The 24,065-nt window shown below is 43.4% G+C and carries 21 protein-coding genes; 13 read left to right on the top strand and 8 right to left on the bottom strand.

From position 1 onward, the window contains the following. Nucleotides 1–667: 667 nt before the first annotated feature. The 7 genes from EI162_RS08305 (at nt 668) to EI162_RS08275 (ending at nt 9,237) form a co-directional block, all read left to right on the top strand. Nucleotides 668–1,915: an efflux RND transporter periplasmic adaptor subunit gene (locus EI162_RS08305; protein WP_192523910.1), complete on the top strand. Its 1,248-nt coding sequence runs from the start codon at nt 668–670 to the stop codon at nt 1,913–1,915. A gap of 223 nt (nt 1,916–2,138) precedes the next feature. Further along, nucleotides 2,139–2,861: a response regulator transcription factor gene (locus EI162_RS08300; RefSeq protein WP_192523909.1), complete on the top strand. Its 723-nt coding sequence runs from the start codon at nt 2,139–2,141 to the stop codon at nt 2,859–2,861. A gap of 121 nt (nt 2,862–2,982) precedes the next feature. Beyond that, nucleotides 2,983–5,163 carry a sensor histidine kinase gene (locus EI162_RS08295; RefSeq protein WP_192523908.1) on the top strand — a complete coding sequence of 727 codons (2,181 nt, stop codon included), beginning with the start codon at nt 2,983–2,985 and terminating at the stop codon, nt 5,161–5,163. Nucleotides 5,164–5,417: 254 nt separating this feature from the next. Beyond that, a complete protein-coding gene (locus tag EI162_RS08290) occupies nt 5,418–6,188 on the top strand; it encodes a methionine ABC transporter ATP-binding protein (protein WP_192523907.1) in 771 nt (256 codons plus the stop codon). A 19-nt stretch (nt 6,189–6,207) separates the two neighbouring features. Then, on the top strand, nt 6,208–6,894 hold the full coding sequence (locus tag EI162_RS08285; protein WP_192523906.1) for a methionine ABC transporter permease: 687 nt from the start codon (nt 6,208–6,210) through the stop codon (nt 6,892–6,894). A 233-nt stretch (nt 6,895–7,127) separates the two neighbouring features. Then, nucleotides 7,128–8,084, top strand: a complete 957-nt coding sequence (locus EI162_RS08280) for a MetQ/NlpA family ABC transporter substrate-binding protein (RefSeq protein WP_192523905.1) — start codon at nt 7,128–7,130, stop codon at nt 8,082–8,084. A 304-nt stretch (nt 8,085–8,388) separates the two neighbouring features. Continuing rightward, entirely contained in the window at nt 8,389–9,237 is an 849-nt protein-coding gene (locus EI162_RS08275) for an aldo/keto reductase (protein WP_192523904.1), read from the top strand. A gap of 245 nt (nt 9,238–9,482) precedes the next feature. On the opposite strand, the gene EI162_RS08270 is transcribed toward EI162_RS08275, so the two are convergent. From EI162_RS08270 to ccmA, 6 genes are all read right to left on the bottom strand, one after another. Then, the gene (locus tag EI162_RS08270) at nt 9,483–10,364 is read right to left on the bottom strand and encodes an IS982 family transposase (protein ID WP_192523903.1); all 882 of its coding nucleotides are present in this window, start codon (nt 10,362–10,364) and stop codon (nt 9,483–9,485) included. A gap of 118 nt (nt 10,365–10,482) precedes the next feature. Next, nucleotides 10,483–10,983 (bottom strand): cytochrome c maturation protein CcmE, encoded by a 501-nt coding sequence (gene ccmE, locus EI162_RS08265; RefSeq protein WP_192523902.1) that lies wholly within the window; start codon nt 10,981–10,983, stop codon nt 10,483–10,485. A 248-nt stretch (nt 10,984–11,231) separates the two neighbouring features. Next, nucleotides 11,232–11,447 carry a heme exporter protein CcmD gene (ccmD, locus tag EI162_RS08260; protein WP_413038383.1) on the bottom strand — a complete coding sequence of 72 codons (216 nt, stop codon included), beginning with the start codon at nt 11,445–11,447 and terminating at the stop codon, nt 11,232–11,234. 41 nt (nt 11,448–11,488) lie between these two features. After that, the gene (ccmC, locus tag EI162_RS08255; RefSeq protein ID WP_192523901.1) at nt 11,489–12,277 is read right to left on the bottom strand and encodes a heme ABC transporter permease CcmC; all 789 of its coding nucleotides are present in this window, start codon (nt 12,275–12,277) and stop codon (nt 11,489–11,491) included. Nucleotides 12,278–12,473: 196 nt separating this feature from the next. Continuing rightward, nucleotides 12,474–13,130 carry a heme exporter protein CcmB gene (locus tag EI162_RS08250; RefSeq protein WP_192523912.1) on the bottom strand — a complete coding sequence of 219 codons (657 nt, stop codon included), beginning with the start codon at nt 13,128–13,130 and terminating at the stop codon, nt 12,474–12,476. Nucleotides 13,131–13,316: 186 nt separating this feature from the next. Further along, a complete protein-coding gene (gene ccmA, locus EI162_RS08245; RefSeq protein WP_192523900.1) occupies nt 13,317–13,946 on the bottom strand; it encodes a heme ABC exporter ATP-binding protein CcmA in 630 nt (209 codons plus the stop codon). Between the two features lie 76 nt (nt 13,947–14,022). Here ccmA and EI162_RS08240 point away from each other — a divergent pair, with 76 nt between their 5' ends. The 4 genes from EI162_RS08240 (at nt 14,023) to EI162_RS08225 (ending at nt 17,346) form a co-directional block, all read left to right on the top strand. Beyond that, nucleotides 14,023–15,171, top strand: a complete 1,149-nt coding sequence (locus tag EI162_RS08240; protein WP_225736933.1) for a hypothetical protein — start codon at nt 14,023–14,025, stop codon at nt 15,169–15,171. A 70-nt stretch (nt 15,172–15,241) separates the two neighbouring features. Then, entirely contained in the window at nt 15,242–16,000 is a 759-nt protein-coding gene (locus EI162_RS08235) for a YbjN domain-containing protein (protein WP_192523899.1), read from the top strand. 149 nt (nt 16,001–16,149) lie between these two features. Next, a complete protein-coding gene (locus EI162_RS08230; protein WP_192523898.1) occupies nt 16,150–17,067 on the top strand; it encodes a histone deacetylase in 918 nt (305 codons plus the stop codon). A gap of 72 nt (nt 17,068–17,139) precedes the next feature. Continuing rightward, a complete protein-coding gene (locus EI162_RS08225; protein WP_192523897.1) occupies nt 17,140–17,346 on the top strand; it encodes a DUF2905 domain-containing protein in 207 nt (68 codons plus the stop codon). A gap of 34 nt (nt 17,347–17,380) precedes the next feature. Here EI162_RS08225 and EI162_RS08220 read toward each other — a convergent pair whose 3' ends face one another. After that, nucleotides 17,381–18,163, bottom strand: coding sequence for a sulfite exporter TauE/SafE family protein (locus EI162_RS08220; RefSeq protein WP_192523896.1), 783 nt, complete (start codon nt 18,161–18,163; stop codon nt 17,381–17,383). 81 nt (nt 18,164–18,244) lie between these two features. Beyond that, complete coding sequence (gene coaBC, locus EI162_RS08215; protein WP_192523895.1) at nt 18,245–19,585, bottom strand: bifunctional phosphopantothenoylcysteine decarboxylase/phosphopantothenate--cysteine ligase CoaBC; 1,341 nt, start codon at nt 19,583–19,585, stop codon at nt 18,245–18,247. 128 nt (nt 19,586–19,713) lie between these two features. Between coaBC and radC the strand changes: the two genes are divergently transcribed. After that, nucleotides 19,714–20,397: a RadC family protein gene (gene radC / locus EI162_RS08210; protein WP_192523894.1), complete on the top strand. Its 684-nt coding sequence runs from the start codon at nt 19,714–19,716 to the stop codon at nt 20,395–20,397. Between the two features lie 321 nt (nt 20,398–20,718). Continuing rightward, on the top strand, nt 20,719–23,622 hold the full coding sequence (locus EI162_RS08205) for an acyl-CoA dehydrogenase (RefSeq protein WP_192523893.1): 2,904 nt from the start codon (nt 20,719–20,721) through the stop codon (nt 23,620–23,622). The last annotated feature ends 443 nt before the right edge of the window (nt 23,623–24,065 follow it).

Here is a 24,065-nt window from a genome sequence, read left to right as displayed (position 1 = left end):
CTAATCAGGTGTTCTATAATATCAATTAGCGTTGCACTTGGTATGTTAATCTAAGTAATTATTGGATTGAAACGAACGGTTAACTTTGCATTGCTATCTGTAATAACAGCGAACATCTCACCTGTCAATATCTGTCTGTATCAGACTATCAAACACAGCATCAACATGGGCTACTATACGCACTTTCTTATTAAGAAACTGACTAAAGCATGCCATCAATTAGCATATTTATAGTTGCTGGTTGCAACCGTATCCATTTCAAAACTGGCCATAATGGTGACGGTCAAAGACAGAAAGCTAAAATCAAAAAAACCATCAACCATATGATATTTCTGCATTATATAGAAACAACAAGCACATTGCTGGATAATTTGTATTTGTGATAAAAATGTATCAAAATATTTTGATATGTTTGTTTTAGCACAGATATTAAGCGTTTTCCAGTAATTGACAAATTAATGTTCAAACTGATGAGTGTCGTAAACAACTATTTAAGGTGTTGTCGCTAACTAAGGTGTTGTCACTAATATTGTCTCTCGCACTTATGCTCTCTATCTTCCAATTGGCACACAAGTCATACCTACGCCTGTATAGTAACTATGCAGCAATCGTTTCACCTCCTTCTAATTAACGATATAATAAACAGTCAAATACAATGGTGACTGCTATGGCAACTTCTAAAGTTTTAAACAAAAGCCTCTATTTACTCAGCGCGGTACTTATTGTTGCTTGTCAGCCTCCACCGCCGAGCGATGAGCCACTGACGGCCGCCGACAGCGCGAGCGTAGATAACTCACTTAGCATTACTGATGATAGTGTCACCATGACGCCCGATTATCTATTAAGTATAAAACCAACACGCTATCAGCCAAGTCTTGGTCTACAAGGTAACATCGAGCCTATCAAGAAAATTAAACTCATTGCAGTACATCCAGCCACCGTCGAAGAAATACTGGTCAGTAAAGGTCAATGGGTAGAGAAAGGCGCGCCATTGTTCATTGTTAGGCGGCTGAATACAGCAAGCCAAACGACAGATCCATCCAATACTACAGATGAACCTTCTTCAGAAACAAACGCAGCGGCGCAGGAAAATCTATCCGCTGACGATACAAGTAATTCAAAACAGCAAGATCTAGCAAAAGATACGGCAAAAGCAAAAACCACTTCTAAACCCAGTCAGCCTAAGTCTGATAATAAAACAACCGTAAAAAACGCCCAAACAGATAGCCAAGAGCCCTCAACGACGACATCAGGCGTAGAGAATGCTGACCGCGCTACCAATACCAAGCCACAGTATAACTTGACGACGGTGTATGCCAGCTTTTCAGGGCGTATAGAAGGCTTATATGCTAACACTGGACAAAAACTAGAAGCCCGCACCCCTATATTGCAACTCAGTGATGAGACCAAATTACATTTTACTGCAACCCTCCCTATCCAGGCAGAGCCTCAGCTTTCAGTTGGTCAAACCGTCAATTTTACAGCCGAAGGTGCGCTAGATAAGTTTACTGGGCAAGTCAGTAAATTGACCACAACCACTGAACCAAAAAGACTGTTAGTCTCTGTTAACGCCATTGAAAACGAGATAAGCCGTGACAAATTATTGCCCAACATGAAGGTAACAGGACGCGTCAACTATGGTCAAATAGAGGTCGGGGTCATCGTCCCTAAACGTGCGCTGCACGATGTCGACTTGACAGAACTGCACTCACCACCATATAAGCCGCTTAGAGAATTGACTGCTAATGTGTGGATTATCGAACAAGACCAGCGCTTGACACTTCAGCCTATCGAGGTAATCGAGTTTGATCCCTCTACCAATCAGTATTTAATTTCGGGTATCAGCAACGACAGCTTAATCTGTTTGGCTAACTTACCGATTGATTCTAAAGGGAAAAAAGTTATCGTTTCATAGTAATACCTGCCGGCAGTTACATTTTGTAGAAACATTAACAAAGCCTCTCTTGCTTTGTAACCGCTAAATTAGGCACTATGCCTTTATGATATATAGCATTAAGCGAGTATTTTGAACCGTTTATATTTCATGGCTTAGCTTATATTTAATGACTTAAAAGCTTGATGGCTTTAAAGCTCAACATTTTGACAAACCATAACAACAACTAGATAGAGGACAACTTATGAGTAAGCAGATTTTATTGATTGAAGATGATCCAGATTTAGCCGAATTAATTAGTGATTACCTCACGATGAATTATTATGATGTACATCATGCAGGTCTTGGTCAAGAAGGTCTTGAGTTATTAGACACCAAAGAGCGCGATATTGATTTAGTCGTACTTGATTTGATGCTACCTGACATGGACGGTATGCAAGTCTGTCAAAAAATTCGTAGCAACAAAAACAACATGACCAATAAAGTGCCCATCATCATGCTAACAGCAAAAGGTGATACCACAGACCGTGTATTAGGTCTTGAGATGGGTGCCGATGATTATATCGCCAAGCCTTTTGAGCCGCGTGAGCTGCTTGCTCGTATTCGCGCTGTTATCCGTCGTCACGAGCAGCCCAACCAAGCAGACAGTCAATCTGACAGCTTAACTTTTGGTCGTCTGAGCGTATTCCCTGACAGCCATGAAGTGACTATCGACGACGAGCCTGTGCGTTTGACCACGCATCAGTTTCAATTACTGCATTATTTTGCCACCCATTCTGGTAAAGTGTTAAATCGTGAGCAGCTTTGGCAAGCGATGCCAAATGATGACAGCTCAGACAATATTGATCGGGCGATTGATGTGCATATTTCACGCCTCCGCGCCTTGATTGAAGACAATCCGCGCCAGCCAAAACGTATTATCACGGTGCGCGGCGTCGGTTATCAATTTGCCACTGATCAGGTTTAATTGTAAATAACGGCCAAATAATCACAAAAGAACCCTACTGTTTAATTCGATATTATCAATTAAGATATTATAAATTAAACAGTATGGGTGGCCATAAATAGCTGATAACAGAGATGGTTTAATGCAGCAATTGGGTTTTCGTTCCGTATTTGCTAAGTTATTTGCCAGTGTCATGCTGGCACTTACCTTATTTGCAGTGGCAATGGTACTGTTGACGCAACTTGTGCACGATAAAGACGCAAGTATTCGCTCAGAAGTATTAGCAACGCAGATTTTAGGACAAATAGATCCGTTTTTACACGAACTTAATATCTCAATAAGCAAGGACAGTCGGCTACAGTCACGTTTTATGCTCGCTGTTGTCAAAAAAAGCTTTGATATCTTTGACGAATCATTGCAAGCAAAGATGGGCTTATATGACAATCAAGGTCGTTTGCTTATGCAGACAGATCACAGCGACTTACCACTAGAGTTGCCGCCTACCCCTTCGCTTTTCTCACGTGTATTCCCTTCTTTTTCAGATACCTATCCTACGCAGCAAGCCCAAGTATATAGCAGCACTGGCTATACCTTACTGTATGAATCTCGCTTGCCACCCAAAAAACCCGTGCTTTCTGCGGCGCTCAACTTATTTACAGGAACCTTGTTGTTATTGCTTATCATGGCAGGCGTGCTGTGGCTGATTGCGCGTACGATGACCTGGCGTATCAATCAGATGAGCCAACAGATGACCCAGTTGGGTGACGGTGATTTTACGGTGCGAGTCAATGCTCGGGGTAATGATGAGATTGCCTCGCTAGCCCGTGGATTTAACCAAGCCGCACAAAAGATTGAACACCTTATCGATGCCAATAATTTACTACTGGCACACGCCTCTCACGAGCTGCGCACCCCTATTACTCGTATCCGCTTGCAGATTGAGATGATGGATATGTTGGCAGGCGCCCTACCAACGGATACTAAAGAAAAATTCGATAAGCGCGCGCAAGCCATTAATCGTGACCTGTCGGGGCTCAATGATTTAGTAGAGAGTATTTTATTGGTTAGCCGTTTGGATGCCGGTCATGCCTTGCAGCAAGTTGAACATTTAGACTTGTACGATTTGGTCAATCAAGAGCGTCAACATTACCCTGAAGCAACTTTGATTGGCGAGCATATCGTCATTGATGGGCAATCATCGATGTTGACCCATTTGATTCGTAACCTATTAACCAATGCGATGCTACATGGTAAACCGCCTGTGACGGTCTTGTTATATGGCGTTCAAACCATCGATGAAGCCGACACTATTCCTGATTACCTGTTGCATACGGTAATGTGCAGTAGCTTTGTGGATTATAATAGCTCTGACTTTGAACCTTACGATGAGCAAGTCGATATCAATGAAGATGATGCGCAAGACCCTATAAATCTCAATGATTCATCCAAACTTGTTGATAACACCAAGTCTGACACAGTAGATTCAATCGCCTTATTACCCGCACCGCCGATTTATAAAAATGGTGAAAGTATTGCTACGGAAGATTCTGATGAGGTAAGTACGGATAATGAGATTGATAGTCTTGATAACAGTATAGCTGAAACAGAAACTAGCGCCCACATGACTCAAGGCTCTCAAAACGACTTAGAAACTACTACAAACTTAGAAACCAGTAGCGCCACACCTAAAATCAATCGTGAATTACCACTGATTACTAACGACCATAGCTTTACCAATGGTGTGACTGACAAAATTAAAAAGATGGTTTGGCATGCTGTCCCTGACGCTAGTGCCTCTGCTGAAACTATGCATGATACCGATAGTAATATGACTACTAAACCTAAAGACGGCTTAGTGACTAGAGGGCTCAATGCGCTCAAAAATGACTCTGCTCGCAACAGTGACAAAAACGCTGACAAAGCCGATAGCGATGCCAATGTCGCTAAAGACAAGGACAAGAGCAATTCGAAAGAAGATGCTATAAATAGTACCGATATGCCCAATGTACCGCGCAAAGAAGGCTTGTTTTCTAAGCATTTGAAAAAGACCAAAGCTGAACCAGTACGCCCATTACCAAAATATGCGGTACTGGCAGTGATTGACGAAGGCACAGGTATTCCTGAAGAAAAACGTGAAGATGTGTTTAGCCCATTCGTACGCTTACAGCAAAAGAACAAAGGCTCTGGTCTGGGTTTGTCTTTAGTGGCTCAAATTGTCACCGCTCACCAAGGGCGTATCATCACTGACACGCTCAATGGTCATACGAGATTTTTAGTCGTCATACCAGTCAAATACGACCCCCATTATCACCAGCATGATTAGATAGTTTATGGATTAGACTGGTGTCGTCTTTGTCTCTATCATCGCCATCCACCTCCCCTAAACACCCTATCACTAATAGCGATTAATCATAAGTCCGCCACGGATGTTCATATCCAAAGTACACGATAATATGCTATATTAGCGCCCCTTATTCTAGGGTTATTGACGTTTGTTTTTTTATTGGTTTCTTGCATTATAATAGAAGCCAAGCAATACGTTGATGACTATAAAAATTATTAGATTTTGAGCCCTCCATGAATGACATGATTGTCTTAAACGATGTGACTAAAAGTTTTTTAAGCGACCGCTCAATTAAAGATAAAGACGGAAAACCGCATTGGTTTACTGCCGTTGAGCCGACGACCTTAACTGTCCAACAAGGTGAAATATTTGGCCTAATGGGCTATTCGGGTGCAGGTAAATCTACCTTGTTACGCTTGATCAATATGCTTGAGCGTCCAGATGCGGGTCAAGTCATTATAGATGGTACCGACTTGACCACATTGTCTGCCAGTGAATTACGTATCGCTCGACATAATATCGGCATGATTTTTCAGCAGTTTAATCTGATGTCCAATCGCACTGTCTTTGATAACGTAGCGTTTAATTTGACCGTTGCAGGTTATCCAAGCCGTGATATTCATAAACGTGTCATGGAGTGTCTTGATATTGTAGATCTCACTGATCGTGCCAGTCACTACCCTGCCCAGTTATCAGGCGGACAAAAGCAACGCGTGGGTATTGCTCGAGCGATTGCACCGAGTCCAAAAGTCCTACTCGCTGATGAGCCAACCAGTGCACTTGATCCTGCGACCACTCGCAGTCTGCTAACTTGTCTGCGTGATATTAATGAAAAGCTTGGCGTGACCATCGTCATTGTGACTCATGAGATGAGTGTGATTCGTAGACTCTGTGACCGCGCAGCATTATTGCACCAAGGGCAATTGCTTGAAGTAGCTGATGTACGAGACGGTCTTATTCAAGCAACCACCCCGATTGGCAAAGGCTTAGTGCACGAAGACTAATGAGGCAGGAGAAATAAATATGTTAACTGGTAGTGATTTATCCGCCTCGATAGACAAGCTGTTTGCTCTACGCAAAGAGATTGTAAACGCGTTCGTTGATACCTTCATCATGCTCGGTATCTCAACGACAGTGGCTATCGTCATCGGTGGGCTGTTTGGGATATTCCTATTTTTATCAAGCGATCGGCAGTTTTTGCAAAACAAGACACTCTATGGTGTGCTGGGCGGCATTACCAACTTTATGCGTGCTTTTCCGTTTGTAATTTTGATGATTGCCATGAGCCCCTTTACCAAAACCATCGTTGGCACAGGTATCGGTCCTATTGCCGCATCATTAGTGCTCGCAATCGCTGGTTCATTCTATTTTGCACGTCTGGTCGAGCAAAACTTACGCGAAGTACCGCGCGGTATAATTGAAGCGACCGAGTCTATGGGGGCACGCCCTTTGACTATCATCAAAGTCTTGCTTAACGAAGCACGCTCAGGCTTGGTATTGTCGGTCACTATTCTCTGTATCAGTTTGCTGTCTTATTCAGCAGCGGCTGGTATGATTGGTGGCGGCGGTTTGGGTGATTTGGCCATTCGTTATGGTTATTATCGTTATCAAACCGAAGTCATGATTTTTATCGTCATTGTGCTCTCGTTTATGGTTATCGGTATTCAAGCCTCTGGTAATTGGTTCGCCACTCGCCTAGATAAACGTTAAAGGTTAAAAACCACACCATAAAAATAGGATATCGTCAGGTAAGCCTATTATGAATAACGCTCAAGATTTAGTGCCGATTCATCATAAGTAAAATGCTTGACTTTGTTACTGATACCCTTTAATTTTGATACTAACTTAACAGCCGTTAACTTAGCAGCATTACTATTGATAATGTTGCTTTTTTTAGTGGTTGTTTTTTATACTTTATTCCCTCCCCTTATTAAGGAAGCTCCATGAAATTAACAGATATCAGCCGTCAGTTAGCGACCGCATTTGCTGCAGTTGGCGTATCAAGTCTGGTCTTGGTTGGTTGCAACAACTCATCAGCACCTGAAGCGACTAAAGAACCTGTTACCGAAGGTTCAACAGCAGAAGCTGCCGCTAGCGATATCGATCCTGACCACAGCAAAATCATCATTGGCACCACCGAAGGTGACTTTGCCGACATGGTACGTAACCAAGTAAAAAACTCACTTGAAGCGCAAGGCTACGAAGTTGAACTGATTGCCTTTACTGACTATGTTCGCCCTAACCTTGCCTTGGCTGAAGGTGATTTAGACATCAACATCTTCCAGCATAAGCCTTACCTTGATACCTTCAAAAAAGAAAACAACCTTGATCTGGTAGAAGCTTTCCAAGTACCAACCGCACCACTTGGTATTTATTCAGGTAAAAAATCCACGCTTGATGACGTTCATAAAGGCATGAGTGTCTCTGCTCCAAATGACCCAAGTAACTTTGCCCGTGCTTTGGTGATGATGGATGATCTTGGTTGGATCACATTAAAAGACAATATCGATCCACTCAATGCATCAAAAACTGACATCGCCGATAACAGTAAATACGACATCAAAATTGTTGAATTAGAAGCGGCTCAACTACCGCGTGCGCGTGACGAAGTCGACTTTGCTATTATCAATGGTAACTACGCGACAGATGCGGGTATCAAACTGACTGAGGCACTATTCCAAGAGCCAAGCTTTGCTTACGTCAACTGGTCAGCGGTGAAATCTGCTGATGTTGGCAAGAAATGGGTTGAAGACGTCACGAATGCTTATAATTCTGACGACTTTAAAAAGTATGCCCACGACACTTTCCCAGGCTATAAGTATCCAAAAATCTGGGGTAATAATACTGATACAGCCCCTACGACAGATACTGCGCCAGTTGCAGAAGCGGCTACTCAATAATTAAAATGCTAAAACTTATCAAAGGTAAACTCAGATAAGTTAAGTGCCTTCTGAAGTTAAATAAAAAAAGCCCATTATTTTAAATAGTGGGCTTTTTTTGGTCTCAGCTTTATTAGTGACGGGGTTACTGGACGATTACTTACTAAAAATGACGTTACAGCCTGTTTATGGTTTGTAGGAAAGCGTCACCTGCCCTTTCACTTACAACCGCTTTTTTCTATAGTAGATGAGCTAAATAGAGATTGGGAAAATTATAATCACTATTCAATCTTCTATTAATCAAATAAATAACAAGGATAATAATATGTCTGCTAAAACTTATAATATTCGTACCGCTGGACAAGCCAATATACCGGTACTCGGATTGGGTACTTGGCAATCAACCGGTCAAGACTGCATCGATGTGGTTAGCCAAGGGCTAAAAATGGGCTACGAGCATATCGATACCGCCCAAGCTTATGGTAATGAAAAAGAAGTGGGTCAAGGTATCAAGCAATCAGGTGTGGCTCGTGACAAGTTCTTTTTGACCACAAAAATATTCCCTGACGACATGAAGTTTGAGCCTGAAAAATTAATCGCTGCGGCCAAACGTTCTCTAGAGGATTTAGATACCGATTACGTTGATTTACTACTACTACATTGGCCTGATGACCGCGTGCCATTATCAGAAACGATTCCTGCGTTATGCGAGTTACAAAAGCAAGGCTTGACCCGTCACATCGGAGTTTCTAACTTTAATATTGCCAATGTCATCGAAGCCAAAAAATATGCTGACGTGCCTATCGTGGTCAATCAAGTTGAGTTTCATCCGTTTATTAAGCAAAAAACGCTACAAACCTTTTTAAACAATCATCATATTTTATTAGAAGCTTACTCGCCACTCGCGCGCGGTGATGTGTTTGATAATGAAATCATCAAAGAGATTGCCGATAAGCATAATGTCACGCCAGCACAGATATCACTGGCTTGGATTTTGTCCGACAAGCATCGTGTTGCCATCCCCAAAACCGCCAATCCTGATCACCTGCAAGGAAATCTAGATGCGATCAAGGTAGAATTAAGTGCAGAAGAGCTAGAAAGAATCGGTAGTTTGGCTCGCTCTGATGGTCGCAAAATTGAACATCCAGATTATTCACCTGAATGGGATGATTAATATAGTCAATCCCATATAATACCAAACCCAAAAAGTACGATTAGCCGTGTCAAACTTGTTTAGTCTACAAGACGTAGCACTTGCACTCGTTTTCCTTGCTACTCTAATTTTTGTGAATGGTATAAATATAGTCCATTAAAAAAGCCACCGATTATATCGGTGGCTTCTTTGTGTCTTAAATACTATTTTTTTACTTCAAATAACCCCAGTTCGGGATAAGCCACATTGTAACTCATTGATACTATTTACAATGTTGCTACCTGTCCCTGCTGAGGCATGTTTTTGATGGTGGGTTTATAGGGAAACCAGCAATAAGCAATCAAACCTGACAGCAAGTTTGTAATAAAACCCGTGACACTACGATGGCGTGAATGCTCAATCTGACACAAGTTTTTCAGCTCCCCAAACACCGTCTCAACCAAAGAGCGATGATTGAGTAGTGCCTCATCCATAGGCTCAAGTAATTGGGGTTTCATATTACGCCGAAGTTTGGTTATCAACGTGGTATCACTGTGTTTTGTGAGCCACTCGTTTAGGGCTTTACTGATATAGCCTCTATCACCAAATAGTTTTCCAAATAAAGACGTTGCCATATCCTTAACTGGCGCTCTATCATCCGTATTGCCCGCAGTGACTTTGACGGAGACCAGCTCACCTTTATGATTGATAATGGCGTGTAGCTTAAAGCCGTAAAACCAGCCCATGCTGCTTTTGCCTCGGGTTGCAAGTCCCTTAAAGACTTTATGACGGTAGATACGTTTGTTATGACAAACTGCTATCTTGGTTGAATCAATATAGCTGATACCTGTACAGTCGCCCATCATGCTTTGCAAGTAGGCACATAATGGCATGATACTGCGTGGTATCAGCTCTATAAACCGTGAATAACTGGGCAAGTTTGGAAACTCCCGTTTCATCATGCCAAGCATGTGATGGTAGTAAAAAGACTTAAACTGTCGATACCGCAGTTGATGAAACAGTACCAAGATGGTCATAATCTCTGCTACACTTATCTGGCATGCTCTTAGCCGTTGACGGCCCGTTGCGATTAAATGAGCGTCAAACTCAGGTTTGAATTGCTGATAAAAGTCGTCAATATGGCAGTATAGTTCGGTTAGGTTGTCCATGTAAGAAGTCCTTGTTGTGAAGTTTGTCTTGGTAAACTTACTTTAGCAACTTTGGACTTCTTTTTTTATCTTTTTTTTGAGCGCTTATCCCGAACTGGGGTTCAAATAAGAATATTCACTATTGTTGTAGCGTTTCAGTCTCATGTACCTTTTCAGCAGGGTTATATTGCTCAGAATTAGGTACTGCACCGCTACGATTATTTTCTTTCATAGATTTCGCAACCTCTGGTGGCATATAGTTCTCATCATGCTTAGCCAACACTTCGCCCGCGACAAAGGTTTCTCCCTGCATTTTACCAGTCGCAACCACCCCTGAGTTTTCAGCAAACAGATCTGGCAAGATACCTTGGTAAGTCACTGGCACTGTCGATTCAAAATCCGTGATAGCAAACTCAACGCTCAAAGGATCATCTGGCGCGCGCTGAACACTACCCGCAACTACCATGCCGCCTGCACGAATGCGCTTATCTTGTGGTGCTTCACCTTGCGCAATGGCGGTCGCGTCAAAGTAGTAATCGGTTTGTTGTCCAATGGCATAAATCACCAGTACCACGGCTATCGCCGCCCCTGCAAGCGTAAACATAACCCACATCAGTTTTTTGCGACGAACTGCGTTCATACTACTACCTCATTGATGAGTCACTGCTTTATAAATTAAACTCTATAAAACAGAAAATATTAAAGAAACTCCCATTAGACGGACCTTCTAAAAAGTCTTTCTAACCGTACTTTTCTAATACCTATATGGTAGCATTTTTTGCACAAATCAATAAGCCCTATAGCAACCGATGAGGTTATATATTTATAAGTGAAAGGTTACCAATTTATTAGCTAACAATATGATTTAAGATGGTTTTTCTAAGAGGATTACTTGGTAGCCGGGCTAGGTTTTTTAGCGCCACGCTGTGCTTGACGCGCTTGTTGAATCGTTAGCTGCTTGATAAGCGCTTGTCTTTGTCGACGGCTATAGATGATGAAAATCAGCACCATACCAATCGTAATCGCCCAGCATGACCAAACAAAAACACCATGCTCACCCATGGCGATAAACTCAGAGACGCTATAAAAGTAAGGTTGCATCATATTTCCCTAGCCGTTATTTGATTTGGCAAAAGTCATAAAAGTTATTTGGTTTGGCCACGAATGTATTCTTTTACCCACGCTTTACCTTGGTCACGATATAAAATCAGGGTATTGGTACGATAAATCGCCAATGTTGCTACCAGTAAATAACTACCAATAATCATCAATAATAACGGCATCCACATGTCAGCCGACATTTTTGGTGCGGCGGTTAAGGTAAAAGTCGAGCCTTGATGCAAGGTATTCCACCACTGTACTGAATACTTGATAATCGGTAAGTTTACGGCACCAACGATAGATAAAATTGCCGCCGCTTTGCCACGATTGGCCGTGTGTTCAAAAGCGGCAAACAATGCCATCACCCCGGCATACAAAAATGCCAAAATCAGCATAGACGTCAAACGCGCATCCCAAACCCAGTAGGTCCCCCACGTTGGTTTTGCCCAAATGGAACCGGTCAATAAACTAATGACGCACAATAAAAAGCCCATTGGAGCAAGTGCCTGTGCCACAAGGCTGGCGGTTTTAATCTTCCAAACCAAATAAATCACCCCTAGTATTGCTAAGGCAAAATAAATGGAGATAGCCAGACTGGCAGCCGGTACGTGGATAAAGATAATACGGTAGCTATTACCTTGCAGATAATCGGGCGGGGCAAAAGCCAAACCCCAAACGCTACCTATTAGTAGACAGATAGTCGCTAAGATCGCTAGCCATTTGACCCAAGGCGAAAAAATACGAAAAAACTGCTTAGTACCCACAGTGGTCAAGAAAACCTGCCAAATGCGTTGCCACAGGCTAGGAGATGAGACATTATTTAGGTTGGGCATGGGGATAAACCTATTGCACAGCTTGTTGGTTATAGGGTAAAACGCCTCAGTGGCACACTATTCGCGAACCTATGAGCGTTAAACGCTGGATAGAATATACACGTCACTGTTTATTCGATTGTCTATTATAGCAAAGTTGCCAGTTTTCACCATGCTGTTAATATAAAGGGCTTTAATAGCATGCGCACACGCATTTTTAATTGAGCCATGACATTTTTAGAGTCAGAGCAATCACCCATGGCATAACCAAAACTGAGATGATACTGCCTGCCAATAACAAGGCTAAAATCGGTAAGCCATTCAGTCCGGTAGCAAACAAATCGACCGCCCCCGTGGCAAAAATTAATACTGGTAACTGCATGGGTAAGGCAATCAAAGGCACCAATACCGCGCCATTTTTTAGCGATAACGTCAAACTACTGGCGACCGCTGACAGCATCAGCAACATTGGACTCCCAGTGATAATAGAGGCCATCAATATCCACGCCTCAAACCAGCTCAGCTGAAACAAAGGCACAGCCAATAAACTAAGCGCTGCCACGATGCCGCTACTAAATACCCAATGTATGACCAAGCGGATAAGCACCCATAATGGCAGCGAGGCTTTGGCAACGACCAATTGTGCCAGCGTCCCGTTATCAAGCGCAGGCTTAAACAAACCGTCAACACCCATCACTAGCGACAATAAAGCCGCAATCCACACGGCTGAAACACCAAGGCGCTGTAATAGTGCAGGCTCGCTACCAACCGCTAACGGAAACAAAGTGATAATGACCAAAAACAGTACCAAAGGATACAGCCATTGTACTGCGCCCTGCTGCTTTACTTGCCATTCGCGTCGCCATAGCTGCATAAAACCAATGCTGCCACGTACCGCTGAGGGAGCGACACTTGAGCGCTCACCGACCACTTGTACCGGACTGTCTGTCATTATCCGTCCTTTTACTGATTACCGTTATACTGCACTTAAATAGTCAATCCAATAATAATGAATTCATTACCATAAGATTAAAAAATTATCAATTTTGTTGTTTGTTGCTTAAACCATATAATCTGATAAATCGAGCACTTGATTGGCTACGCCGACTGCCTGATGACTGGTCATCAGTATCGAGCCACCTTTATTAGCAAAATCGCGTAACCTGTCTTCCATACGTGCCACCATATCGACATCAAGCGCGGTAAAAGGCTCGTCAAGTAGCCATAAAGGCGTAACGTCAGGGGTCAATAAATATAGCCGCGCAAGCGTAATTCGCCGCGTTTGCCCAGCAGATAAATGGCTTGAGCTAATCGTCTCAAACCCTTGCAACCCTACCCAAGTCAATGCCTCGTCAATATCAACGGCGTTTGGTGTGATACCATATAAGTTCAGCAGAAAGGTTAGATTTTGCGCGACCGTCAGATTAGGATGAATACCCAACTGGTGCGACACATACAAAGGTTGAATAGGTAAACTTGCTGCCCCTTGATAATAAACCTCACCACTCAGCACCGGTAACAAGCCAGCCAACTGCATGAGTAACGTCGTCTTACCGGTACCATTAGCGCCCACTAAGTGACAGACGCTACCAGCAGCTAGATTAAGCGAAACCCTTTCACATAAAGGGTTCTCACCGCGCTGAACGGTCAGCTCATCGAGCGCAAGTAAGGCGGTATTCAGAGCCGTCATCAAAACCTCTCATTATTTATTAAGCAGCAGTCAACATTCATCACAAACACAGATGATGTTCATGGCATAATACTTTATGCTTACCACAACCCCACAGTATAACAAATTGTCGATTACTATGACCTCAAAACCTATGCAGACTTCAAAAGATAGCCAAAACTTAAACGATCAGAGCGCAGCGCCTCAGTCAGATACTTCGGCTAGTAGCCCCAGTTCTAAGAGCTCAAACCTAACCATAGACAGTCTAATCGATGCGCAAGTGGCGTTTATGCAGCAGTGGTTGCGCTCGCAAGCAGAGCCGCTGTCTATCGAAGCTTGGCACTGGTTTGGTGAACAGCCACTGAGTAACTATGTCAGTAGCGATGATTTGCAGCACCTCATTAATGACTGGCTGCTTAATCAGCCAATGAGTGAGGTAATGCGCGCCGATATTCGTGATATTTTGCATACGGTTATTTACCATCCGGTCAATGACAACGTGCCTTTATCAGAATTGGTGGATGACACGCAAGTTGAGACTCTTGCTAATTATGTGGGCAGCCATGAGCAGCAGCGCAATATATTGATTCATACGCTGGTTGGTAATGACACCTTTGCCGACTTACTGACTCAAACGCTCTATCACGCCATCAATGACTTTATGGAAACTACGTTAGATAAAGCTGGTGGTGTCGGCAAATTAATGAAGCTCGGACGCAGTTCTTTTGAAAAGGCCACCAATAAAAACCTCGATGAAAAACTGCAAACATACCTGCATCGCAATATTAAAGATTTGACCCGTCGAGCCGAAGCCAATGCCCAAGAACACTTATCCAACGAGGAAGTCGCGCGATTATTGGTTACTGGCTGGGCACGGATTAAAGATCAGCCAATTAGCGAAATCCAAACCTATTTACGCGATGAGCCGAACGATAGCAGTATTGAGCATATTGAAGCCAGCATTCAGCAAAGCTATAACCGCCTACGCCTATCACCTTATTTGCACAGTCTCGTGGCAGCGAGCGTCGATACCTGGTATAGCAACCATCAGTCAGATAGCATTGCGGGCGTGGCCGCAAGCTTAAATATCGATGAGCAGGCGATGGCGCAATTAAATACTACTCTATTGCCTGTCTTTTATGATGCCCTTGAAAGCCCTTGGTTAACCGCACATATAACAGCTATGCTCCAAGCGTTTTATACCCAGCCTGAGATCAAACAGGGCTTAGTATTCAGCAACGATTAATTTTCTATGATTTTTAACGTATTGTTTGCTGATCTTTAATCTCTATCTTTTATTAGCCAGTCCAAAATCTATGAGTCAATCTACTAAACTCAGCTTATGGCAAAAAATCAAACGGTTACTGACTGCTTCAGCACCGCAGACTATTGCCGATGGTGCACACTTGCCACCCCATTTAACAACCGTTGATAATGATACGATGCCAGCAGAGAATCAAAGTGTAGATACTAGCGACTCTCATACCGAGATTGGCACTGATACCGAAGTAGATACGAAAAACAATAACGAGCACTCACAAGCTAATGCCAATCCGCACACAGAACAAAAAGAGCGCCATGACACACCCATTATTGATTGTCTAAAACGATATTTTAATAACAAACAGTGGCACTATAACTACTATCAGCCCAAAGCGTATGATAGGCAGCAATCGCACTATTTATCCCTAAGGGTGCGGCATGAGCAGCTCGATTGTGGCTACCTATTTCGCGTTCAAGAAGAAAATAAACTGCTGGCAGTCTACGGTATTTTGCCCTTTTTAATACCCGAAAGTTATCAAAGCGCCGCCATGCGACTGATCTCTCAGATCAACCATGACATGTTGGTTGGCCATTTAGAAATGGATAACAGCGATGGCGAGATACGCTACAAAAATGCCATCAACGTCGAGACGGCTGGTATTGATGAGCATACCATTGAGCAGTTATTGCAAAGTGTTATTGCCATGATTACAGTCATTAATAAATTATTCAGTAATTTAATCGACAACCAGAACCCTGCTGAGGAGTTGCAAGACCTACTAATGGAGCTAAAGCAACAGATAGACTCATGAGCCTTTTTCTTACCAACGCAGTTTGTGCAATAAACCTGACCAATATAACCTTCAACAGATGATATAACTTCCTATAAACACCTTATTATTTAAACCTTTAAAACGCTCTACCTTTCAAACACTATCCAAAACAGAAATTATTTAAAACTATGCTAAAAATTGCCTACTCTGATATTTTTCGTTATTCCGTACCCGAAAAACACCGCTTTCCAATGCAAAAATATACCATGATTCCAGAGCGTCTATTAGCAGAAGGAACCATCCGTACCGATAATTTTTTTGCGCCTATACGCTTAAGCGAAGACGAGATTTTGACCACGCATACTGCGGATTATTGGCATCAACTAAAAACCCAAACCCTACCGCGTAAAGAAGCACGAGCCATCGGTTTTGAGATGACGTCGGAACTGGTAGAGCGTGGTCGTTATATTGCCCATGCCACTTATGAATGTGCCTTATATGCGCAGCAATATGGGGTGGCGATGAATGTCGCGGGCGGCACCCATCATGCATTTGCCGATCATGGTGAGGGCTTCTGCGTTTTTAATGATGTTTGTATCGCCAGCAACTTATTATTGAATCGCGGACAGGCACAAAGAATATTAGTAGTCGATTTAGACGTGCATCAAGGCAATGGCAACGCCAGTATCATGGCCGATGAGCCGCGTGTTTTTGTCTTTAGTATGCATGGAGCCAAGAACTATCCGTTTCGTAAGCAAGTATCAGACTTGGATATCGAACTCGCCAATGATACTGGTGATGCGGAATATTTACAGATTTTGATGGACACACTACCGCGCCTAATCGCTGACTTTGTACCCGATATGATTTTTTACCAATCTGCGGTCGACGTGCTGGCAACCGATAAACTAGGAAAACTCGGACTGACATTAGAAGGCTGCAAGGCGCGTGACGAATACGTATTACGTCAAGCTAAGGTCGCTAATATCCCCGTCGCCATTGTCATGGGCGGCGGCTATTCAGAAGATATCGAAGATGTGGTTGAGGCGCACTGTAATACGTTTCGCTTGGCGCAGCAGGTCTTTTTTGATGAAATGAATGGTTGATGAAATGAATGGTTGGTATAACGTCTAAATAAACGAGAAAAAATAATGTAACGAGGTTAGCAAGATTTAATTATGGCAAAAATATTGATTGGCATAGGGGTTTTGTTGGTTGTGATAGGCATTATTTGGTTAATATTTCCAAGCACATTTTCGTGGATAGGCAATATGCCAGGTGATGTTAAGTATAAATCAGGAAATACACGGGTTTATTTTCCAGTGGTCACCATGATTATCATCAGTATCGTTGCGACCATATTATTAAATGTATTCAACCGCTAATCCTACTTTACTGCAACTTAAAAAGTATTCCCTACTATAAAAACGCCATAACCCCTTGCCAGCCTACACGTAATCCAAGTACGGTTAAAATTAATAAAATAAGCTGGCGAAAGCGGGCTTGTGGTAAATAACGACGCAAACGAATACCAATTAAAAGAACGCTAATAGACAACACACTAAGCAAAGCAATCAGCTGCCATTCTCCATTACTCAAGGCCATAATAGGCTCACGTAAAACAATAATTTGAGCGATTTTACCTAAGAAATAGCACATATTACCGACTTTGGCGATGGTGTTTTTATCATTGCTTGCGGACAATAAATACATCATCAATATGGTCGACATAGCATTGGTCGCGCCCCCAATAATGCCTGCACTAAAACCAACAATAATAAGCACAGGCTTGGTATCGGGCAAGCGAACTTGCTTACCCAATAGCGCGCTGCTGACATAAAAACCAATAACAGCGGCTAAAACCAACAATATATAAGCGCTATCGACCCATAGCAAAAGCTTAGCACCCAAAATACTACCGAGTAAGCTGGTCAACGCCAGCAACCAATAGCGTCTGCCATAATAGATAAAGTTTTGCCAAACCGTGCGGCCACCACCTGCCAGCCAAGTCATCGCATTGAGTAATAGCGACGGAAAAATCACCAAAACAATGGCATGTGGTAACGGATACATACTGGCAAGCGCGGTTGTCGTTACCAAGGTCACGCCTAGCCCGCTAATGCCATGCAGCAGCGAGGCAAGTGCAAAGATAGCGATCAATAATAACGTCTGTGTGCTATCACTATCTATCATGTTTGTCATTTCAGCACGATCAATCGAGGCCTCATATTTAGTATGATACTTCTAAGCACATCAAGCACATCGTTATTGATGAGCACACCATTAGGCATCGTGACGCTGCCAAATTGCCTCACCAATAATACCGACTAATTGCTCGGCAATCTTATCTTTGCTTGTTTTCTCTAGCATAATATTATCGTGCTCATAATGCTCTGAGAAAAACACCTGCATGGCATTGTCATCACTGGCAAAACCAATATCTGCACGCGAAACATCATTACAAGCAATCAAATCCAAGTCTTTAGACACCAGCTTACCACGAGCATAGCGCTCGACATCCTGCGTTTCTGCGGCAAAGCCAACGACAAACAATGCTGGATGAGCGAGCGAAATCGTCGCTAATATATCAGGGTTTTTAACCAAACTTAGCGTCATGGCCTCTTGGGTTTTTTTGATTTTTTGCGGGGCAGCTTCCTCAGTACGATAATCAGCGACAGCAGCGGTTGCAATAAATATATCAGCAGCTCTTACGCTATCATGACCCAAATGCGTATGTTCATGAGCGTGTTCATCACCGCAACCACAGTCACCGTGGTGATGTTCATGAGTATGTTCAGGCAGATACTGTAGCGCACTATGCGTACCTTCCACACACTGCTGCGCTGCCATTAGCATATCTTTAGCAGACAATACATCGATACGCGTGACATTGAGCGGTGTCGGCAACGCTACTTTACCACCAGCAATCAAAATCACTTCTGCACCAGCGGCAACACAGGCACGCGCTAATGCAAAGCCCATTTTCCCAGTAGAGTGATTGGACAAATAACGCACAGGGTCGATTGCCTCCACCGTTGGTCCTGCAGTAACCACCACTCTTTTACCTGTTAATAACTGCGGCGTGGTTTGCAGGGCATTAAACAACAACACTTCGTCCAATAACGCTTCTGGCTCAGGCAAACGTCCTGCACCCACATCACCGCACGCCTGCTCACCGCTAGCAGGTGCAATGATTTGATAATTCATATCACGCAGCGTTTGCACATTTAGGTTGACGGCTGGGTGCGCCCACATCTGCTGGTTCATCGCTGGGGCAATAATGACTGGCGCCGCCGTTGCGAGGCACACGGTGGTCAATAAATCATCGGCCATACCCATCGCCAGCCGCGCGAGTGTATTGGCTGACGCTGGAGCAATGACGATTAAATCCGCCCATTTTGCCAGCTCAATGTGACCCATCCCCGCCTCCGCCTGCTCATCGAGTAATGAGATATGTACCTCATTACCGGTTAAGGCTTGTAGGGTTAATGGGGTGATAAAAGCTTGAGCGCCTGTGGTCATAATGACGCGCACATTAAAGCCCGCCTTGATTAATAGACGAGCAAAAATAGCAGATTTATAAGCGGCGATACCGCCGGTGATAGCAAGCACGATATTGGACATAAGCATGGCATCAATAAAAAAGTTGAAAGATAAAATTGCACTTATAGTATCAATTATGAGATAAGTTGGGTAAGAATTTGCGCATTTACCCCATATATCTGGCAACAATTTATTTTCAAGGAATGGCAATGGCGATCAAAGACTGGCATGAAGATGATAGACCACGAGAGAAGCTGTTAAAATTTGGTGCCGCTCGCTTGTCTGATGCCGAGATATTAGCCATCTTTCTGCGTACAGGTACCCAGTCGCAGTCAGCAATCGAGCTGGCTCGTCATTTGATTGAAAAGTTTGGCAGCTTGGCAGAGCTACTGGCGGCCCCTCAGGAAACGGTCCTTGCTTGTCATGGTATCGGCCCTGCTAAATACGCCCAGATACTCGCTTCGCTTGAGATGGGCACGCGTTATTTAGACAGTCAGCTCAAAACTGGTCAAGCACTTGGACGCTCACAAGCGGTCAAAGACTATATCAGCACCCAATTGCGCGCAGAGCACCGTGAGGTCTTTGCCGTGCTTTGTTTGGACAATGCTCTAAATCTAATCAACTTTGAGATATTATTCACTGGTGGCATCTCATCGTGTTCGGTCTGCATCAAGCACGTACTGCGCCATGCGCTGAGTCACGCGTCCAGCCAATTAATTGTCGCGCACAATCACCCTCACACGAATGCTACGCCTTCAACGGCAGATAATTTACTGACCTACGAGCTAAAAAAGGCCTGTGACTTAATAGACTTATCCTTGGTTGATCACATTATTGTCGGACGCAACGAAACGTTATCTTATGCCGAAAGCTGCTTAGCCCCTTTTGGCTAATTGGCAATAATCACTGGTTTTTAACTATATGAATAAAACTTGATACATATTGTCGACATAGCGTAGCATTTTAACTATTGATAGTCATCGACAACTGTTTCATATTGGTAGCCAACTTTGTCTTTTACTCGATAAGCTCTCATTATATAGACTGGTCATTATAAGTATTAACATCTTAAATCCATGCTATAACTACAGTTAGAGACGACTATTTAACAGAAAAAGAAGTCCGTTTTTAGACAAAAACAACTAAATTTATTCAAAAATTTCTTATTCATATATTTTTCACGCTTTTGGTTTAGCGTTACAAAGGAGATAGTCATGGCCATTGGCTTGTTTATTTTGGCAGTCATCATTCAGTTAGCCATGGTCTTGGCCATCTTTTTGTTGTCTTTATCACGTGTCACTGGCAGCATTGTCGCCCTGATTACGGTTATCGTAACCGCAGTTATTAGTCCTTGGTCGCTTATTTTGGGTATACCGATAGCGCTACTTTGCTTGATATTACTCATCGCCCCTATTCGCCAGTCATTAATTACCAAACCTGTGTATAAGGCTTTGGGCGGTGCGATGCCTAGCATGAGCGATACTGAACGCGAAGCCCTCGATGCCGGTACCAGTTGGTGGGAAAAAGAGCTGTTCATGGGTAAACCAGATTGGGATACTTTTGCTAAATATCCTTACCCAGAACTGTCAGAAGAGGAACAAAGCTTCATCGATAATGAAGTTGAAACTCTGTGTACTATGCTCGATGAGTGGCAAATCCAGCACAAAGACAAAGAGCTGTCACCTGAAGCGTGGCAGTTTATTAAAGCCAATGGGTTCTTGGGTTTAATCATTCCAAAAGAATTTGGTGGTTTAGAGTTTAGCTCTTATGCTCAAAGCCGCGTCATGAGTAAGATTGCCTCGCGCTCGCCAACTGCGGCGGTGACTTGTATGGTGCCGAACTCGCTCGGCCCTGGTGAGCTATTGATGCATTATGGTACAGACGAGCAAAAACAGCGCTGGCTACCAGGTCTTGCCAAAGGCGACGAGGTTCCCTGCTTTGGTCTAACCGGCCCAGAAGCGGGTTCCGATGCTGGTGCGATACCTGATACAGGCGTGGTCTGTTACGGGTTGCACGACGGCGAGCAAGTGCTCGGTCTGCGGATGAATTTTTCTAAACGTTGGATTACTTTAGCGCCTATCGCCACTGTCGTGGGCTTGGCATTTAAAATGCATGATCCAGAAGGGCTGCTTGGCGATCCCAAAAAGACCGATTACGGCATTACTTGTGCGCTCGTCCCTGCCAGCCATGATGGGGTGATTATAGGACCGCGTCATAACCCAATCGGCTCGCCATTTATGAATGGTACTGTCGATGGCAAAAATGTCTTTATTCCACTCGATTACATCATCGGTGGCGTTGAAAATGCGGGTCGAGGTTGGCGCATGCTGATGGAGTGCTTAGGTGTCGGCCGTGGTATCTCGTTACCCGCACTATCTACTTCAGCCAGTGAAATGACTTACTTGTCTGTTGGGGCGTTTTCTAAAGTTCGCGAACAGTTTAAAATATCTGTCGGTAAGTTTGAAGGCGTACAGGATGCGACCAGTCGTATGGCCAGCAACACTTATATGCTAGAAGCCTTCCGTCATCTAGTCACTTGTGGATTAAACCAAGGCGGCACCCCATCGGTTATGACCGCGATGGCAAAATATTATGCGACTGAGACCATGCGTAATGTGGTCAACGATGGTATGGATGTGGTTGGTGGTCGCGCTGTACAGATGGGCCCACGCAACTTTTTGGCGACCCCCTATCAAGCCATTCCAGTATCTATCACCGTTGAAGGTGCAAACATCTTGACGCGCTCACTGATGATATTTGGTCAAGGCGCGATGCGCTGTCATCCTTACCTATTTGATGAGCTACAATTGCTCCAAAGTGACGATAAAAAAGGCGCACTCAAGCAATTCGATACTCTATTCTTTAAACATCTAGGCTATACCTTCAATCGCGGGGCAAAAGCCTTTGTCGCAGGCTATATCGGTGGCAGTAACCACGCCCCTAGCTTCTCTGATAGCTTTACCCGTCCTTATTATAAGCACATTAACCGCTTGAGCGCAGACTTTGCCTTAACCGCAGACATGGCATTAGGGTTACTGGCTGGCGATTTGAAACGTAAAGAAATGCTGTCTGGGCGCTTAGCAGACATCCATGCGCACTTGTTTATCTGTACGGCTATTTTGCAGTTTTATCAATACGGAACAAAATCAAAAGCCGAACGCTTACATGCCGAAGTCGCCTTAAAAAACAGCCTTTATACTATTCAAGAAGCATTCATTTCTTTATTTGCTAACTTTCCTAATCGCATGGCAGCCAGCTTGGTCAGCTTTGTGACTTTCCCAAGTGGTCGTATATTTGCGCCAGTGAGCGATGAGTTAAAACGCCAATTGGGTGATACCTTTATGGATGACTTTGAAGCCAATCCATTCCGCGATTATCTCAAAACCATGATTTACTACAATACTGAGCCAGATGATGTCACTGGGCGTATGGAGCATGCCTATCAAACACTGCTCGATATTGAACCTTTATGGCAGAAGTTTAAAAAGGCGGAGCATAAAGACAGCTTTGAAGGGCTTACTTTTGAAGATCATGTGGTCTATGCCAGTCAAAATGGTGATATCACGGAAGAAGAAGCAGAAGTGCTTATTGAATATAATGCGCTGCGTTTCGACTCACTCTTGACTGATGTGTTTGACAAACATCTATCTAATGCTCAAGAACGTGATAACCCGCACAGCTTGGATAATGCGGTACAGCAACTGACTGACTACGCGCAACTAAAAAGTGAGGCACAAGCTAGAAATGGTACAGCGGTTGAAAATGAAGCAGCAGCCAACAAACTGAATGTCTCTGACCGTGATAATGAAAAAACGGGTGATGCCAACCCCGATCACGGCTATGAAAGTGACGGTGATGTAGAAATGGTTAAAGAGCAAGATACGGTAAAAGAAACAGCTGCACAAACGGATTTTGGCGATTCTAACCCAGAGGCGGAAGCACTCAATCATCGCCATCGTGATGCAGAATCACATCTCAATGAGCGTATGAACAACAATCATAACCGCCCCCATGATACTACTGCACCTGATAACACCAATAGTAATACCATGGAAACTCAAATTAAAAATTTAGAGCGCGAAGGCAATCTACATCACAAAGAGGATGATAAAGTCTAATCGTCCATTCTTAAAGCGTTATACCCTACTCTTACAAGCAAGGCTGTCTACCTCTGGCGGCCTTGCTTTTTTTATGTCTTTTGAACCTAATAAATAACTAAAAAATCACCACGGTCAATGCCATGCGCGAACACTATAGTTAGTGAAAAGTAAAATCGATACATCACGTACTGCAGGTACCGTAGCGTTTTTAAAGTATTTTAACTATAAATATGCTCCTCTATACAATCATATTCATCAATACTGGTTATTTTATGGCCATATCGCTACGACAAGGATTGTCCGGCTTACAGGAAATGATAAAAAAATCTTGCAGTACCCTTAACTATTATTTTATATTGTCCCCAAAAATGTGACTTCGAGCAATAATCACAATAATTTAATAATCGGTGGTGTTCTAAAAAGTATGCTGGCATCAGACATAGCCATAATTGACATAGAAG

This window comes from Psychrobacter sp. FME6, from assembly GCF_014861365.1.
GTDB lineage: Bacteria > Pseudomonadota > Gammaproteobacteria > Pseudomonadales > Moraxellaceae > Psychrobacter.
The sequence above is the reverse complement of the archived record's forward strand: the minus strand, read 5'-3'. Positions and strand labels throughout refer to the sequence as shown.

Coding starts and splice junctions, on each gene's coding strand:
- EI162_RS08305 (WP_192523910.1), top strand. CDS start 668: ATGGCAACTTCTAAAGTTTTAAACAAAAGCCTCTATTTACTCAGCGCG.
- EI162_RS08300 (WP_192523909.1), top strand. CDS start 2,139: ATGAGTAAGCAGATTTTATTGATTGAAGATGATCCAGATTTAGCCGAA.
- EI162_RS08295 (WP_192523908.1), top strand. CDS start 2,983: ATGCAGCAATTGGGTTTTCGTTCCGTATTTGCTAAGTTATTTGCCAGT.
- EI162_RS08290 (WP_192523907.1), top strand. CDS start 5,418: ATGAATGACATGATTGTCTTAAACGATGTGACTAAAAGTTTTTTAAGC.
- EI162_RS08285 (WP_192523906.1), top strand. CDS start 6,208: ATGTTAACTGGTAGTGATTTATCCGCCTCGATAGACAAGCTGTTTGCT.
- EI162_RS08280 (WP_192523905.1), top strand. CDS start 7,128: ATGAAATTAACAGATATCAGCCGTCAGTTAGCGACCGCATTTGCTGCA.
- EI162_RS08275 (WP_192523904.1), top strand. CDS start 8,389: ATGTCTGCTAAAACTTATAATATTCGTACCGCTGGACAAGCCAATATA.
- EI162_RS08270 (WP_192523903.1), bottom strand. CDS start 10,364: ATGGACAACCTAACCGAACTATACTGCCATATTGACGACTTTTATCAG.
- ccmE (WP_192523902.1), bottom strand. CDS start 10,983: ATGAACGCAGTTCGTCGCAAAAAACTGATGTGGGTTATGTTTACGCTT.
- ccmD (WP_413038383.1), bottom strand. CDS start 11,447: ATGATGCAACCTTACTTTTATAGCGTCTCTGAGTTTATCGCCATGGGT.
- ccmC (WP_192523901.1), bottom strand. CDS start 12,277: ATGCCCAACCTAAATAATGTCTCATCTCCTAGCCTGTGGCAACGCATT.
- EI162_RS08250 (WP_192523912.1), bottom strand. CDS start 13,130: ATGCAGCTATGGCGACGCGAATGGCAAGTAAAGCAGCAGGGCGCAGTA.
- ccmA (WP_192523900.1), bottom strand. CDS start 13,946: ATGACGGCTCTGAATACCGCCTTACTTGCGCTCGATGAGCTGACCGTT.
- EI162_RS08240 (WP_225736933.1), top strand. CDS start 14,023: ATGCTTACCACAACCCCACAGTATAACAAATTGTCGATTACTATGACC.
- EI162_RS08235 (WP_192523899.1), top strand. CDS start 15,242: ATGAGTCAATCTACTAAACTCAGCTTATGGCAAAAAATCAAACGGTTA.
- EI162_RS08230 (WP_192523898.1), top strand. CDS start 16,150: ATGCTAAAAATTGCCTACTCTGATATTTTTCGTTATTCCGTACCCGAA.
- EI162_RS08225 (WP_192523897.1), top strand. CDS start 17,140: ATGGCAAAAATATTGATTGGCATAGGGGTTTTGTTGGTTGTGATAGGC.
- EI162_RS08220 (WP_192523896.1), bottom strand. CDS start 18,163: ATGACAAACATGATAGATAGTGATAGCACACAGACGTTATTATTGATC.
- coaBC (WP_192523895.1), bottom strand. CDS start 19,585: ATGTCCAATATCGTGCTTGCTATCACCGGCGGTATCGCCGCTTATAAA.
- radC (WP_192523894.1), top strand. CDS start 19,714: ATGGCGATCAAAGACTGGCATGAAGATGATAGACCACGAGAGAAGCTG.
- EI162_RS08205 (WP_192523893.1), top strand. CDS start 20,719: ATGGCCATTGGCTTGTTTATTTTGGCAGTCATCATTCAGTTAGCCATG.